This is a genomic window from Dietzia sp. 2505, from assembly GCF_040546785.1.
Taxonomy (GTDB): Bacteria; Actinomycetota; Actinomycetes; order Mycobacteriales; family Mycobacteriaceae; genus Dietzia.
In genome coordinates, this window is sequence record NZ_JBEPON010000002.1 from 550,005 (window position 1) to 564,657 (window position 14,653).

Annotated in this window: 13 protein-coding genes; 6 read left to right on the plus strand and 7 right to left on the minus strand. The window is 70.5% G+C overall.

Annotation, left to right across the window (positions count from 1 at the left end; all coding sequences use genetic code 11):
• Positions 1-33: 33 nt before the first annotated feature.
• Both ABIE38_RS06255 and ABIE38_RS06260 read left to right on the plus strand, forming a co-directional pair.
• Entirely contained in the window at positions 34-678 is a 645-nt protein-coding gene (locus ABIE38_RS06255) for a PH domain-containing protein (RefSeq protein ID WP_354054538.1), read from the plus strand.
• On the plus strand, positions 675-2,366 hold the full coding sequence (locus ABIE38_RS06260) for a PH domain-containing protein (protein WP_354054540.1): 1,692 nt from the start codon (positions 675-677) through the stop codon (positions 2,364-2,366). Before ABIE38_RS06255 ends, ABIE38_RS06260 begins: the two co-directional genes overlap by 4 nt.
• On the opposite strand, the gene ABIE38_RS06265 is transcribed toward ABIE38_RS06260, so the two are convergent.
• From ABIE38_RS06265 to typA, 4 genes are read right to left on the minus strand one after another with little or no spacing between them, the layout of a single operon-like run.
• A complete protein-coding gene (locus tag ABIE38_RS06265; RefSeq protein WP_354054542.1) occupies positions 2,337-2,738 on the minus strand; it encodes a hypothetical protein in 402 nt (133 codons plus the stop codon). The genes ABIE38_RS06260 and ABIE38_RS06265 overlap by 30 nt on opposite strands.
• Positions 2,735-3,631 (minus strand): N-acetyl-1-D-myo-inositol-2-amino-2-deoxy-alpha-D-glucopyranoside deacetylase, encoded by an 897-nt coding sequence (mshB, locus tag ABIE38_RS06270; RefSeq protein ID WP_354054544.1) that lies wholly within the window; start codon positions 3,629-3,631, stop codon positions 2,735-2,737. Before mshB ends, ABIE38_RS06265 begins: the two co-directional genes overlap by 4 nt.
• Positions 3,628-5,469 (minus strand): ABC transporter family substrate-binding protein, encoded by a 1,842-nt coding sequence (locus ABIE38_RS06275; protein WP_354054546.1) that lies wholly within the window; start codon positions 5,467-5,469, stop codon positions 3,628-3,630. Before ABIE38_RS06275 ends, mshB begins: the two co-directional genes overlap by 4 nt.
• Before the next feature lie 11 nt (positions 5,470-5,480).
• On the minus strand, positions 5,481-7,403 hold the full coding sequence (gene typA / locus ABIE38_RS06280; protein WP_354054548.1) for a translational GTPase TypA: 1,923 nt from the start codon (positions 7,401-7,403) through the stop codon (positions 5,481-5,483).
• Positions 7,404-7,815: 412 nt separating this feature from the next.
• On the opposite strand from typA, the gene ABIE38_RS06285 reads away from it, so the two are divergent.
• The 3 genes from ABIE38_RS06285 (at position 7,816) to aqpZ (ending at position 10,171) form a co-directional block, all read left to right on the plus strand.
• Positions 7,816-8,436, plus strand: a complete 621-nt coding sequence (locus ABIE38_RS06285; protein WP_502914725.1) for an Rv1157c family protein — start codon at positions 7,816-7,818, stop codon at positions 8,434-8,436.
• On the plus strand, positions 8,433-9,203 hold the full coding sequence (locus ABIE38_RS06290) for an SIR2 family NAD-dependent protein deacylase (RefSeq protein ID WP_502914726.1): 771 nt from the start codon (positions 8,433-8,435) through the stop codon (positions 9,201-9,203). Before ABIE38_RS06285 ends, ABIE38_RS06290 begins: the two co-directional genes overlap by 4 nt.
• 149 nt (positions 9,204-9,352) lie before the next feature.
• Positions 9,353-10,171, plus strand: coding sequence for an aquaporin Z (gene aqpZ, locus ABIE38_RS06295; protein ID WP_354054552.1), 819 nt, complete (start codon positions 9,353-9,355; stop codon positions 10,169-10,171).
• Positions 10,172-10,244: 73 nt separating this feature from the next.
• Here aqpZ and ABIE38_RS06300 read toward each other — a convergent pair whose 3' ends face one another.
• From ABIE38_RS06300 to ABIE38_RS06310, 3 genes are all read right to left on the minus strand, one after another.
• On the minus strand, positions 10,245-11,033 hold the full coding sequence (locus ABIE38_RS06300; protein ID WP_354054553.1) for a hypothetical protein: 789 nt from the start codon (positions 11,031-11,033) through the stop codon (positions 10,245-10,247).
• Positions 11,034-11,162: 129 nt separating this feature from the next.
• A complete protein-coding gene (locus tag ABIE38_RS06305) occupies positions 11,163-12,461 on the minus strand; it encodes an acetyl-CoA hydrolase/transferase family protein (RefSeq protein WP_354054806.1) in 1,299 nt (432 codons plus the stop codon).
• Positions 12,462-12,515: 54 nt separating this feature from the next.
• Positions 12,516-13,502: an LLM class F420-dependent oxidoreductase gene (locus ABIE38_RS06310; protein ID WP_354054555.1), complete on the minus strand. Its 987-nt coding sequence runs from the start codon at positions 13,500-13,502 to the stop codon at positions 12,516-12,518.
• A 151-nt stretch (positions 13,503-13,653) separates the two neighbouring features.
• Between ABIE38_RS06310 and ABIE38_RS06315 the strand changes: the two genes are divergently transcribed.
• On the plus strand, positions 13,654-14,649 hold the full coding sequence (locus ABIE38_RS06315) for a siderophore ABC transporter substrate-binding protein (RefSeq protein ID WP_354054557.1): 996 nt from the start codon (positions 13,654-13,656) through the stop codon (positions 14,647-14,649).
• Positions 14,650-14,653 lie beyond the last annotated feature (4 nt).

Genomic DNA, 14,653 nt, shown 5'->3' on the forward strand with positions numbered 1-14,653 from the left:
TACGGAACCGGGCCGCGCATTAGTCTGGGCGGCATGCCCGATCCCGCCCGCCCCCTGCGCAGCAACGGCGATCCCCTGGTGTCCGCACCTCCCCGGGGCGCCGGTGGCGCCCATGCCCTGCGCGAGCCGGTTCCGGTGACCGTTCCCGATGACGTGCCCGACTCAGGGGAGGGTCTGCTCACGTCCAACCGGGTGCTGGTCACCGCTCCGCGACACCGGATCTCCCCCCGCACGCCGGTGCTGTGGGTGATCGAGGGGATCTGGTCGTGGGCGATCCTCGCCGCCCTTCAGGTCGGGTGGTACTTCTGGGGCGACAACGTGATGGGGTTCTGGAACTGGGTCGCGCTGGCCGCGACCGTCCCGTTCGCGTTCATGTCCATCGTGGTGGCGCCGTGGTGGCGCTACATCGTGGCCCGCTGGGACGTTTCGGACACCGCCGTGTGCTCGCGCAAGGGCTGGTGGACCACACAGTTCCGGATCGCCCCGCTGGCCCGCCTCCAGACCGTGTACACCACCCGCAACCTGTTCGAGCGCTGGTTCGGCCTGGCCACGGTCCACGCCTCCACCGCCTCCGCCCAGGGCACGGTCGAGATCAGGGGGCTGACCCTCGCCGATGCGGAGGCCCTGGCCCAGCACCTCATCGCCATCGCCAACCTGGACTCGGAGGACGGGACGTGAGCGGACCGGGCGCCGCGACCGGGGTGACGGCGGGTCCGGACGACGACGACGACGAGGCCGGCTCCTCCGTCGACACCGCACGGGCCCCGGGTTCCGATCCGCCGGAGGAGGTCACGCCGGCGGATCGGACCGACGAGGCCGGAGAGGTCGACCCGGAGGCCCCGTGGGAGCGGTTGTCCTGGCGGATGCTGCTGGTCGACCCCCTGGGGATGCTCACCCGGCTGCTCCCGCTGTTCCTCATCTCCCTGTGGCTGGGCTCGAACCGCAACAACTACTGGTTCGAGATCGGCGTCATCTCGCTGATCGTCCTCGGCAGTCTGCTGCGGTGGCTGTCCACGAGCTATCAGGTCGGCCGGACCCACATCATCCTGAGGAAGGGCTTCTTCAGCCGCAACGTGGTCACGGTGTCGCGCCAGCGGATCCGCAGCGTGGACACCGAATCGGATCTGTTCCACCGGGTCATGCGGGTGTCGATCGTCGAGGTCGGCACCGGCCGCGCGGATTCCGGGAAGTCGGACGCCGAGCGGTTCCGGCTCAACGCCATCGACACGGCCCTGGTCGAGCCGCTGCGCGACGAGTTGCTCAAGCACCGGCGCGCCCTGGACCCGACGCTCAGCGAGGAGGACGAGGAGCAGTGGGGGTCGAAGTACGGTGAGGACATCTCCCAGTGGCGCGTCACGTGGGCCAGGTTCGCGCCCTTCTCCTTCATCGGGTTCGGCGTGCTCCTGTCGCTGTGGCTCATCACCTGGCAGATGGGCGACATGCACGACCGCGTCATGGACCTCGCGGTGGTCGAGGCGGTCGTCTCGTGGCTCAAGTCCCTCGGACAACCGTGGACGCTGGTCGGCGAGGCCATCGCGATCTGGATGGTGGCCGGCGTCCTGGCGATCATCACGTACGCGATCCGCTACGGGAAGTACGCACTCACCGACCGTGGGCAGTTGCTCTACGTCCAGAACGGCATCCTGCGCCGCAAGCACCAGGCGTTGGACAAGGCCAGGCTCCGCGGGGTCGAGATCCGACTGCCCGTGTACCTCCGGCTCCTGGGCGGCGGCCGGCTCGAGCCCATCATGACGGGGACCAAGAAGGGTGCCGCCGCGTCGACGCTGCTGCCGCAGGCACCCATCAAGGACGTCCGCCGCGTGGCCATCCGCATCCTCGGCGACCCGACCCCCGTCACCGTGCCTCTGCGGCGCCACCCGTGGAAGGCCGCCCGGCGGCGGATCACCCGCGGGCTCATGCCGTTCTGGATCGTGGCCGGCCTCATCGTGCTGGTCCGGATCGACTCCGGTCCCTCGGCCGACATTTGGGTGCGGTGGGCGATCCCGGCCGCCCTGGTGTTCTTCCTCGCGTTGTCGGTCGACCGGATCAGGATGCTCGGCCACGCGTTGCTCCCCGAGATGCTGGTGACCTCGCACGGTTCGTGGACCGCCAAACGGACGGTGCTCGAGGCGGACGGGATCATCGGGTGGACGGTGACCCAGTCGGTGTTCCAGCGTTCCGCCGGGGTCGCCACCGTCTCCGCGGCCACCCCGGCGGGAAACGGCGTCTACTCGGTGACGGACATGGACGCCGACGAGGCGTGGGCTCTGGCCGAGGCGCTGACCCCGGGGATCACGGACGTCTGGAACCACGAGGGCGACCCCGACGTGCGGTCCTCACCCTCGATGGGTGTCCGCGAGCGGTGATCGCCCCAGGGTCGCGACCCACAGCGGGATGAGACCGCCCACCAGCAGCAGCGCCAGGCCCCGCAACCCGATCGGGACCGGCATGTCTCCGCCGGGACCCAGGTTGAGCGCCACCAGGGTGAGGATCCAGATCAGGGCCGGGAACACGGCCACGATCGCGCGATCGGACCAGGCGGAGGCCACCCGCACCAGGAACAGCGACCACACGCCGGCCACCAGGACGGTGAACGGCGCCGGGACCGGGCCGACATACGCGGTCAGCCAGGCGACGGCGAGTACACAGCTGGTCGCGGCCCCCACCGCGAGCATCAGCAGCGCCACGCCGAGTTCCACTGCCGAGGTGGTGCGCGCGACGGCGGTCCGGCCGGTCACCGGGTCTCCCCCACGAGTCCGTCGAGCAGGTGTGCGGTGCCGGGCGGGCACTTGACGTAGGGCCCGTCGGGGTCGACGAGGTCGTGGGCGATGTACCACTCGACCTCCGACACCGGCTGCAGCACGCCGTTGGTCAGTGCGAGGAACCACGGATCGGCGTCCGTGCCTGGCACCAGTTCGAGCTGGGTCGCGTGTCCGGTCAGTGCCTCCAACTTGGCCGCGTAGGTGGCGTCGTCGAGTGGCACCCGGTGGGTGAGTCTCGAGTCCGGCACGGAGGGCAGCTCGGGCTCCCCCGCGTGCCGCAGGTGGCCGGGTGGAGCCGGGTGCCGTCGCGAGACGTCCGACCGGGCGGTCACCGTCCACGCCACCCGCCGGGGCCGGTGTCCGGCCTCGTCGAGAGCGGCGTGGACGACCCGGTGGACGCGGATGTGATCCGGGTGCCCGTACCCCCCGCGCGGGTCGTAGGTGACGAGGAGATGGGGCCGCCAGCCGTCGATGAGCGACGTCATCTCCTCGACCGCCTCGCGTCCCGACCCCACGAACGCCCGCGGATGACGCGCGGATGACGCGCCGGCCATCCCGGAGTCCCGCCACCGGCCGGCGCCGCCCAGGAAGCGGGGTCGGTCCACGCCGAGCGCACGCAGGGCGACCGCCAGTTCCCCGATCCGGTACCCGCCGAGTTGGTCGGCGCGGTCGGCCACCAGGCCCGCGAAGTCCTCACCGAGGACCTCGCCCTCCTCACCGAGGGTGCACGTCACCACGCGCACGTCGACTCCGGCGGCGACGAGGGCGGCGATGGAACCACCCGTGGTGATGGCCTCGTCGTCGGGGTGGGCGTGGACGAACAGGGCCCGGGTCCCGGCGCCCGACGGGGGTGCGGTGGGATCTGTCATCCGGTCCTCCTCCAGGTGGGTGCGGTGTCGAAGACGTCGGAGACCATTGGCGGTGCGGTCTCGCCGCCGCCGGGCCCCGTGCCCGTCACCTCGACGCCGTCGTCGGCGAGCAGCAGGCCCGGCCTGACCAACGGGATCCGGAGGGCGTGGTCGGCGACCAGGTCGGCCGCCGCGGCGAGGTCGGCGCCCTGCGTGCCGTCACCCAGCCCGAGGGCACGGTCCAGCGCCGGGTCGCACACCCCGGACACGCCGCTTGCCCGGGCCGGGGCGGAGGTCCCGATGGTCCGGGGCGGCGTACTCGTGGTGGGGGTGGTCGTCTCCGCGGTCCCCAGCGGATCTGTGCGCGCCGTCGTGGTGGTCCCGGTGTCGGGCTCCGGCGGGACGAGACTGGTGACCGTGGTCAGTGGCCGGGTCGGGGCGGTTCGCCCACCCGTGGTGGGGCTCGTGGGCGGGTCGGGGGCGCAGGCGAATCTGGACACCGCCGCGATCTCGGGGCGCCCGTCGACCCGTTGCCATCCCACCACCGCGTCGACCAGACCGTGCGGGAGCGCGTCCCCGTACAGGGCGACCGCGTCGAGCTCCCAGACCCGGGCGCCGATGCCCGCATCGCGCAGCTGGTCGGCGATGGTGAACGCCGCGGTGAGCGCACGGTCGTCCTCGGCCTCCACCCCGAGCGTCACGCTCAGCGGGTCGTCGTCACGCTCCCATCGCGCCCCGGTGCGGGTGAACCCGGCGTCGCGGAGCGCGCGGTCCACGGCGCCTCCGTCGCCGGTCGGCGTGCCGGCTGACCCCGGAGGGAACGGGTACGACGCGACGGCAGGGTCGGACTGTCCGGTGACGATCCGACCGACCACCTCGGGGTCCACCGCCGCCGCGAGGCCGCGTCGCACCGCCGGGTCGCGCACCGCCGGGGCGACGGTGTTGAAGCCCAGCTCGAGTTGGGCCGAGGCGTCGACGGTCACGGCGCGGACCCCGGGGACGGTGGCCGAGACGTCCGCGGCCAACGGCGTGGCCGAGACCATCGCGAGCGATCCCGGTCCTCCGCGCAACGCCGCACCGAGTTGCCCGGCCCCGGTCGCCCGTCGCACGAGGATCTGATCGAGTTCCGGCGCGCGTGCCCAGTACCGGTCGTTGCGCACGAACTCGATCTCGCCGCGACCGATGTCGGCGAACCGGATCATGAACGGCCCCGCGCTCATCACGGGGAGGCTGGACATCGCGCCCTGGAAGCCGTCCGGGGCGTCCTTGAGGATGTGCCCCGGCAGCAGGTCGGCGAACAGCGACCGCCACTGTTCCGGTGGGGAGTCGAACACCACGTCGACGACCTTGCCACCGGCGCCGGAACGCACCTCGACGATCTGCTCGTACCCGGCGGGGTCGACCACTCCGGGCTGGGTCGTCATCTGGCGCCACAGGTACTCGAAATCCTCGGCCGCGACCGGCACCCCGTCGGTCCACTGCGCCAGCGGGTCGATCGTGTACCGGATGGTCCGCGGGCTCTCCGGCAGGGGCGCGGCGGAGACGAGGAGGTCGCGGTTGAGCACCAGCTCACCGCCCGGCCCGGGGACGAACGCACTGGGGAGTAGCAGGGAGGCGACCAGGTCCGTGTCGACTCCCTGGTCGGCAAGGAGGTGAGGGTTGAAACCCGGGTCGACGCGGTCGAGGGCCAGCAGGATCCCGCCACTGGACAGGCTGACGGCCTCCCCGTCGGTACGCTCCTCCCCCACCACGGTGGGCGGAGGCGGGTCGGCCACACACCCTGTGACGACGACGAGGGAGAGCGCGGCTGCCAGAACGGCGGTGCCGCGCCGTCGACCCGACGCCCCCCTCGTCGCCACCAGGGTCCTCGTCAGTTGACCGACTGCTGCTCGCGCGACTTGGACTTGCTGCGGGACTTGGCCCGCTCGTTGGCGGTGAGCAGCACCTTGCGCACGCGGATCGCCTCCGGTCCGACCTCCACGCACTCGTCGCCGGCGCAGAACTCCATCGCCTCTTCCAGCGAGAGGTTGCGGGCCCTCTGCAGGGTCTCGGTCGTGTCGGAGGAGGCCGCACGCATGTTGGTGAGCTTCTTCTCCTTGGTGATGTTGACGTCCATGTCCTCGGATCGCGGGTTCTCGCCCACGACGACGCCCTCGTACACCTCGGACCCGGGCTCGATGAAGAAGTCGCCGCGGTCGGCCAGGCTGAGCAGCGCGAACGCGGTGGCCTTGCCGGCCCGGTCGGCCACCAGCGAACCGGTGTGCCGCGAGCGGATCTCTCCGACCCAGGGCTCGTAACCGGCCGACTCGGAGTTGGCGATCCCGGCGCCGCGCGTCTCGGTCATGAAGGTCGTGCGGAAGCCGATCAGCCCTCGGGCGGGCACCCGGAACTCCATCCGGACCCATCCGGATCCGTGGTTGCCCATCTGCTCCATCCGCCCCTTGCGGGCCGCCATGAGCTGGGTGACCGCGCCGAGGTACTCCTCCGGCACGTCGATGGTCATGTGCTCCATCGGCTCGTGGACCTTGCCGTCGATGACCCGGGTCACGACCTGCGGCTTGCCCACGGTGAGCTCGAAGCCCTCCCGGCGCATGGTCTCGACGAGGATGGACAGCGCCATCTCGCCACGGCCCTGCACCTCCCAGTCGTCGGGGCGCTCGGTGTCGAGGACCCTGAGCGAGACGTTGCCCACGAGTTCCTGGTCGAGACGCGCCTTGACCATCCGCGCGGTGAGCTTGGTACCGCCGTTGCGGCCGGCGAGCGGGGAGGTGTTGACGCCGATGGTCATCGAGATCGCCGGCTGGTCGACGGTGATCGCAGGCAGTGCCACCGGGTTCTCCGGATCCGCGAGGGTGTCGCCGATCATGATCTCGCTGATCCCGGCCACCGCGACGATGTCGCCGGCGACGGCCTCCTCGGTGGGCATCCGCTCGACACCCTTGGTCGCGAGGAGTTCCGAGATCCGCACGGACTTGGTCTCCTGACCGCCGCCCGGAAGGTGGTGGATCCACGCCACCTGCTGTCCCTTGCGGAGACGGCCGTTATGGATACGGACCAGACCGATACGACCGAGGAAGTTGGACGCGTCCAGGTTGGTCACGTGGGCCTGCAGCGGGGCGTCGGCGTCACCGCGGGGGGCGGGGATCACGTCGTAGAGGAGGGCGAAGAGCTCGTCCAGGTTCTCGCCGGCCGGTTCCTGGCCGTTGGCGGGCTGGGTGGTCGAGGCCTTACCGGCGCGCCCGGAGGCGAACACCACGGGCAGCTCGAGCGCGCGCTCGGCCGCGGCCTGGGCGTCCGGGTCCTCGAGATCGGAGGCGAGACCGATGAGGAGGTCCTGTGCGTCTTCGACGACCTCGTCGATGCGGGCGTCCGGACGGTCGGTCTTGTTGACGACGATGATGACCGGCAGGGATGCCGCCAGCGCCTTACGTAGGACGAACCGGGTCTGCGGCAGCGGCCCCTCCGAGGAGTCGATGAGCAGGACGACGCCGTCGACCATGTTGAGGCCGCGCTCGACCTCACCACCGAAGTCGGCGTGGCCTGGGGTGTCGATGATGTTGAAGACGAGGTCGGCGCCGCCCGACCCCGCGCCGAGACGCCGGACCGACGTGTTCTTGGCGAGGATCGTGATGCCCTTCTCGCGCTCGAGGTCACCCGAGTCCATGACCCGGTCCACGAGCTCCGCGCGTTCGTCGAACGCTCCGGACTGGCGCAGCATCGCGTCGACGAGTGTCGTCTTACCATGGTCGACGTGCGCGACGATGGCGACGTTGCGGAACTCGGTCAGGGCCATACGGTGGGTTCTCCCTCAGAGGCTTTCGGCGCCACCGGCGACTCTGTGGCCGCCGGGCGCGTGGTGGGAATCTGCGGGACATCCGCGTGATCCACAAGCGCGTCCGGTCGAGCGCGCGTGCGTGACCACATTACCCGCTCCGGCCTCCGGACAGTCATCCCGAGCGCACGGTGCCACACCCGCGGCGACCGCTGTTATTTACATCACAAGTATCTTCTGCCACACTGGCCACAGTCGCCACAGCAAACGGGCCTCCGGTATCCACACCTGTAAACGTTGTGAGAACATCGAGCCGTCGATTGGTCGGCCCGCCGACCGGTCCGTCCGCCTCATCCGAAGAATGGACTCGCCAGTGACCCGCCACTCGCTCAGGAACTCGTTCAGGACCCTAGGTCTCGGTGCAGTCGCCGCCATGGCCGTGTCGCTCGCCGTCCCCGCCTCCGCGAGCGCCCAGTCGCTGGACGAGCTGGGTCGCCCGACCGAGCCGGTGCTGCAGGCCATCGAGAACCTCTCCGAGCAGCAGTGGATCCCCGAGGAGACCCGGGGCACCATCGCCCGGCTGGTGGGCTTCTTCCGCGGATCCGGGGAGCCGGGCACCCCGCTGCCCGAGAACGGTCCGGTGATCGCGCAGTTCGCCTACCCCACGATCATGCAGAACTGCATCGACGGGGACCAGACCGCTGTCGGGGCCGCCACCGCCGTGCCGGGGCCCGCAGGTCTGCCCCTGCCCGGCATCCCGGGCGGCCAGCTGGGCTTCATCTTCACCGCCCTCGGCACCGAGGGTGTCGCACCCCAGCAGGTGCAACCCATGACCGTGGACTGGTTCAACATCAACAACGGTCGCCGTGGCACCACCGTGCTCAGCTACAACGGGATCAACGCGGGCGGACCCGCGACCCTCAACGGTGTCGCCGACACCGGTCCGGGGCAGGTGCTGATGCTGCTGCAGGGCGGCGTCACCACCACCCTCGCCGACGGCGGGACCTCCAACTGTGTCTCACTGCCGCTGGTGGGTTCCGCGTTCGTCCCGTGACGAACGACGGCGTGGGGTCCGACCGACCCCACCCCGACATGAGCAAGGCCCGTCTCGCCCTCGGCGACGGCGGGCCTCTCGTCGTTCTGACCGGTGCCGGAATGAGCGCGGAGAGCGGGGTGCCCACCTTCCGGGACGCCCGGACGGGCCTCTGGGCGCGCCACGACCCCGCAGACCTCGCGACACCGGAGGCCTGGGACCGCGACCGGGACTCAGTGTGGGCCTGGTATCGCTGGCGCGAGCACCTCGTCGGATCCGCCGAGCCGAACGCCGGCCATCTCGCGATCGCCCGCGCCGCCCGGGACCGTGGCGTGGCGGTGGTGACACAGAACGTGGACGACCTGCACGAGCGCGCGGGTTCCGCCGAGGTTCACCATCTGCACGGCAGCCTCTTCGCGCACCGGTGTGACGAGTGTGGGACCCCGATGGAGGTGGGACCGCCGCCGACCGATCCCGTGGACCGGCTCTCGCCGCCCGACTGCCCGCGGTGCGGCGGACGGGCCAGACCGGGAGTGGTCTGGTTCGGAGAGACGCTCCCCCGGCAGCCCTGGGACGCCGCGGTGTCCGCGATCTCCGCCGCCACCGCGGTCCTCGTCGTCGGGACCTCCGGTCTCGTCCACCCCGCCGCGTCGCTCCCCGGCATCGCCGTCGACCTCGGGATCCCGGTCGTCGAGGTCAACCCCGGGCCCTCCGGCCTCACACACGGGGTGACGGTCCACCTCCGTGACACCGCCGCGGCGGCTCTCCCGACTCTCCTCGCACCCTGACAGCGGCTCACCTCACCGGGACCGCGTTCCAGGTCGCGGAACCGGCACGAGAGGGCCCCCGGCGGCGCTAGCGTGTGCTCAGCGGAAACACTCACCACCGCGTTACCGCCTCCCCCGATCCCGGGGAGTACACCACCGGAGGTCAATCCATGTCCGACTCGTCCCCGCGCACCCCGTCCCCCGGCACCCCGTCCGACACGTCCCCCGGCGCCCCGTCCGGGACGGCGGTGATCGCGGCCGAGGTGATCGGCACCTTCTGGCTGGTACTGGGAGGGTGCGGCACGGCGGTGTTCGCCGCCGTCCAGGTCGCCACCGCAGACACCGGTGACGTCCCCGTGGGCGTCGGTTACCTCGGAGTCTCCCTGGCCTTCGGCCTGACCGTGCTGACCGGCGTGTACGCGCTCGGCCACATTTCCGGCGGCCACTTCAACCCGGCCGTCACCATCGGCGCCGCCATCGCCGGGCGCCTCCCCTGGGCCAAGGCCCCCGTATACATCGTCAGCCAGGTCGTCGGCGGCCTGGTCGCGGGCGCGCTGATCCTCGTCGTGGCCAAGGGCAAGGACGGATTCGAGGCGACCGGACACATGGCCGCCAACGGATTCGGGGCCAACTCCCCGGACGGGTACAGCCTGGTCTCGGCCCTGATCATCGAGGTCGTGTTGACCGCGATCTTCATCTGGGTGATCCTCGGCGCCACGGATCGCCGCGCTCCCGCCGGCTTCGCACCCCTGGCGATCGGGCTCACGTTGACTCTGATCCACCTCATCTCGATCCCGATCACCAACACCTCGGTGAACCCGGCCCGCTCGACCGCCGTGGCGTTCTTCAACGGCGACGGGGCCGTCGGTCAGCTGTGGCTCTTCTGGGTGGCCCCGATCCTCGGCGCGCTCATCGCCGGCGCCCTGTACGGGCCCCTGTTCGGCGAGCGGGTGAAGAACGCTCGGGTCACCACCGGCGCCGCGGCCTGACCGCCCGGGAACGAGACGAGGGCCCGCGGGAACATCTCCCGCGGGCCCTGCAGTCAGTCCGACGTACCGGGGGTCAGCGCCCCTGCTCGTCCCGGCGGGTCCGTCCCAACACCTTGTCCACGACGCCCGGCTCCTGGTGCGGGTGGGCGGCCGGATCGACGTCATCCGGGTGATGCGCGGTCCGGTTGTCACCGACGCCCCCATCGACGCCGCGACCCCCGAGGCCGGAGTCATCGGTGACCGCCCCGCGGTCGCCTAGGGCGGGTCCGCCGACACCGCGGCCACCGGGTTCATCGGTGCCGAGACCGTGGGTCTCGTCCGACCTGGAGTGCCGGCCACCAGCGTCGGTGAGGTCGCCGGAACTGCCTCCGGTGAGCCCTCCGGCCCCGGCAGTGGTGGCACCGCCGGCCGTGGCGGCCCCGCCCCGGCCGGTGTCATCGGGGACCCCGCGGCGGTCCCCGGTCCGGCCGGTGTCATCCGCTACCCCGCCGTGGTCCCCGGTCCGTCCGGGAGCATCCGCGCGGTGTTTGGGATCCAGCTTGTCCGCGTGCTCCTCCATCCGGCGCACGTCCTGCCGCTGCTCGTCGACCACCGAACGGTGCTGGTCGGCCTCCGACCGCAGTCGATCCGCCTCCGCGGCCTTGGCCTTGGCCTCCTGCTCCGCGGCACCCGCACGGTGCTCCTGTTCACGGGCCACGGAGTGCTGACGCTCCAGTTGCTGTTCCCGCTCTCGGGCTTCCTTGCGCAGTTCGGCAGCCTCGCCGAGCTTCTTCCTGTTGCTGTTCTTGGCGGCCAACGCGATCAACGCGATGACCACGACCACTGCGACCACCCCGATGACGATCCAGATGATGGGGTCCATAATTTCCTCCGATGTCAGGGGTCACATTCCCCCGAAACGTAACCCCCCTCCGGGTCCCCTGCCACCGGTCGGCGCACGTGGCCGCCGCGCACGTGCGCCGGTGAGCGGTCGGGGATCCTGCCCCGGCCATCACACCTGGTGCACGGTCCGCGGCAGCAGCCCGGCGTCGCGGGCCTCCCTACTGAGACGCTCGCGGTGGTCCGGGTGGGCGATCGCGATCAGCGCGGCGGCACGATCGGACACCGACCGGCCCCTGAGCGTGGCGACCCCGTACTCGGTGACGACGTTCTCGATGATGTTCTTGTGGGTGGTCACCGGACTCCCGGGCGTCAACGAGAGCGTGATCCGGCTGATTCCGCGGGAGGTCTGGGACGGGGTGACGATGAACCCGTGGCCACCGGGTGAGAACCTGCAGCCCCTCGCGAAGTCCGCCTGACCACCGGCTCCGGACCAGTACCGTCCACCGATCGTCTCCGATGCCGCCTGCCCGTAGAGGTCGACCTCGCTCGTGGCGTTGACCGAATGGAGATTGTGCTCCTGACCGATCACGCGCGGGTCGTTGACGATGTCCACCGGGAGCATGGCGACCGACGGATTGTTGTGCAGCCAGCCCATGAGCTTCTGCGACCCCACCGCGAAGGTGGTGACGTGCTTGAACGGCCGGCCGGTCTTCCGTGATCCGTCGATGACGCCGGCATCGACGAGGTCCATCACCCCGTCCGACAACGCCTCGGTGTGGATCCCCAGGTTCTCGTGCCCGGTGAGGCGCGACAGCACCGCGTTGGGGAGTTTGCCGACCCCCAGTTGCAGGCAGGCCCCGTCCGGCACCCGCTCGGCGATGAGGTCGGCGATCGCGTGCTCGATCTCACCGGGCACCGGCGGCTCGATCGAGATCATCGGGGCGTCGTTCCGCGTCACGCCCACGACCTGGGAGATGTGGATGTGGTTGCGCCCGAAGGTCCGGGGCATGTTGGCGTTGACCTCGACGAAGAACGGCACCTGTCCGATGAAGGACGCCACGTAGTCCGCGTTGGTGCCCATCGAGAAGAACCCGTGCTCGTCGATCTCGGAGACCGTGGACACGGCGAGGCCCGGCGGGCTGAACTCACGCAGGGTCGCGGGGACCTGGGCGAAGTCGACCGGGACGAGGTCGCACCTGCCCTCGTGAAAGTTCTTCCGTGAACCGGGACCGAGGAAGTAGTCCACGTGACGCAGTTTGCCCGGGTACGCCCCCTCCATGAAGGGCAGCGATTCCCAGGGGTCCATGTGGTGGACGGTGACGTCGGAGAACCCCTCGGCCCCCGCGTCGAGAGCGCGCAACAACGCCGGGGGCGCCGCGTTCTGGATGGGCGAGATGATGTGCATCCCCGGCGTGACGTGATCGAGCACCGCCTCGGGGGGCAGCTCTTCGTAGTGGTTGTCCTTGATCACGGTCGCACTCCGGTGGTCGGGGATGGTGGGGACGTCCGCCCGGCAGGCGGGTCACGCCAGGGCCGGGATGACCTCGCGTTCGAACAACTCGAGCCCCGAGGTGTCGGTGGCGATCTCGGGGAAGTAGAAGACGCCGTAGGTCATCCCCAGACCCTCGAGTTCGCGGAGCTTGTCCACGATCTGCCCGGGCGTGCCCACCGCGGGCAGGCCGCGGTACGCGCCGAGCTGCCGGTCCGCCTCGTCCGCCCCCACGTGGCGGGCCATCCGGTCACGGAGGAACGCGAGCCTGTCGGCGACGTCCTTCTCCGTCTCCCCCACGGCCACGTTGTAATTGGCGGTGCGGGTGATCTCGGAGGGGTCGCGGCCCACGTCGGCGCAGTGACCGAACAGGACCTCCGACTTGTGGGCGAACCCCTCCGGACTGCCGTCGAAGTTGGTGTAGTCGGCGTGGCGGGCGGCGATCCGGAGGGTCTTCCGTTCGCCACCGCCGGCGATCCACATCGGGATGCCGCCCTCCTGCAGCGGCCGGGGTTGCACGATGGCACCGTCGACCCGGAAGTGCTCACCCTCGAGCGAGACGACGCCGTCGGCCCAGGCCCCGGCCATGATCCGCACCCCCTCGTCGAGCATGGCGATCCGCTCACCGGCGGAGGGGAACCCGTAGCCGTAGGCCCGCCACTCGTGCTCGTACCAGCCGGCCCCGATCCCCATCTCGACGCGTCCGCCGGAGATGTGGTCCACGGTCGACGCCATCTTCGCCAGGAGTGCCGGGTTGCGATACCCGAGGCACGTGCACATCTGACCCAGACGCACCCGGGAGGTCACCGCACCGAGCGCGGACATCAGGCTCCAGGCCTCGTGGGTGGCCTCTCCGGTGGTGAGCGGTGCGGTGTGCATGTGGTCGTACACCCACACCGACTCCCACGGGCCCGCGTCGGCACGGGTGGCGAGGTCGGTGATGACCGGCCAGTGGCGGGCGGGGGGCACGTCGACCAGGTCGAGCCGCCAGCCCTGGGGCAGGAAGAGTCCGAAACGCATGCCCCGACACTAGCGCCGTGGGCACCCGGGGAGGTGCGTGCGACCCGTGTTTGGCCTAGCGAAGTAGTTAGGTTAGGTTTGGCTAAGAGCCTGTGCCCGCTATCTGAGAGCGGCACGGCTCGTCCCACGTCTTTTCAACCGCGAGGAACACATGATCTCCACACGACTTCGAATCGGTGCTGCCGTCAGCGCGCTCGCCCTCGGCCTGACGGCCTGCACCTCGGACGGCTCCGAGGTCACCTCGGCAGCAACGGAAGGTGAGACCTCCACCATCGAGGTCGAGGACAACAACGGCACCCAGACCGTCACCGTTCCTCCCCGTTCGGTCGTGGCCACGGATAACCGCCTGTTCGAGACCCTCTCCGACTGGGGGGTGCCGCTGAGTGCGGCCCCCGTCACCCTGATGCCGGACACGATCGCATACAAGCTCGACGAGTCGATCGTCGATCTGGGAAACCACCGTGAGCCCGACCTCGAGGCGGTCGTGGCCGCCGATCCGGACCTGATCATCAACGGTCAGCGCTTCGCCGACTACCGGGGGGACTTCACCCGCCTGGTCCCCCAGGCGACCGTCATCGATCTGGATCCGCGGGAGGACCAACCGTTCGACGAGGAGCTCAAGCGCCAGGTCACCGTGCTCGGCGAGATCTTCGACAAGCAGGAGGAGGCCGGGCAGCTGGTCGCCGACTTCGACGCGTCGATCGAGCGGGTCAGAGCCGCCTACCGGGACGGGGACTCCGTCATGGCACTGATCACCTCCGGCGGCGACATCGGGTACGTCACGCCGGGCACCGGCCGTACCCTGGGACCGCTGTTCGACATCTTCGGTTTCGAGCCGTCCCTCGACATCGACGAGGGCTCAGACAACCACCAGGGTGACGACATCTCCGTCGAGGCCATCGCGGACTCGAACCCGGACATCATCCTCGCGATGGACCGCGACGCCGCCATCGCCGCCGAGGCCGAGAGCCCGGCCTACCGCCCCGCCAACGAGCTCCTCTCCACCTCGCAGGCACTCCAGCGGGTGACCGCGGTGCGTGACGGCAACATCGTCTACATGCCCGCCGACACGTACACCAACGAGAGCATCCAGACGTACACCGAGTTCTTCAACTCGCTCGCCGACGCCCTCGAGGCGAAGAACTGACCAC

Bases quoted from the DNA above. Each gene is read 5' to 3' on its own strand.
- aqpZ (WP_354054552.1), top strand. From the start codon at position 9,353: ATGTCCGACTCGTCCCCGCGCACCCCGTCCCCCGGCACCCCGTCCGAC.
- ABIE38_RS06255 (WP_354054538.1), top strand. From the start codon at position 34: ATGCCCGATCCCGCCCGCCCCCTGCGCAGCAACGGCGATCCCCTGGTG.
- ABIE38_RS06315 (WP_354054557.1), top strand. From the start codon at position 13,654: ATGATCTCCACACGACTTCGAATCGGTGCTGCCGTCAGCGCGCTCGCC.
- ABIE38_RS06285 (WP_502914725.1), top strand. From the start codon at position 7,816: ATGGCCGTGTCGCTCGCCGTCCCCGCCTCCGCGAGCGCCCAGTCGCTG.
- ABIE38_RS06300 (WP_354054553.1), bottom strand. From the start codon at position 11,033: ATGGACCCCATCATCTGGATCGTCATCGGGGTGGTCGCAGTGGTCGTG.
- ABIE38_RS06310 (WP_354054555.1), bottom strand. From the start codon at position 13,502: ATGCGTTTCGGACTCTTCCTGCCCCAGGGCTGGCGGCTCGACCTGGTC.
- mshB (WP_354054544.1), bottom strand. From the start codon at position 3,631: ATGACAGATCCCACCGCACCCCCGTCGGGCGCCGGGACCCGGGCCCTG.
- typA (WP_354054548.1), bottom strand. From the start codon at position 7,403: ATGGCCCTGACCGAGTTCCGCAACGTCGCCATCGTCGCGCACGTCGAC.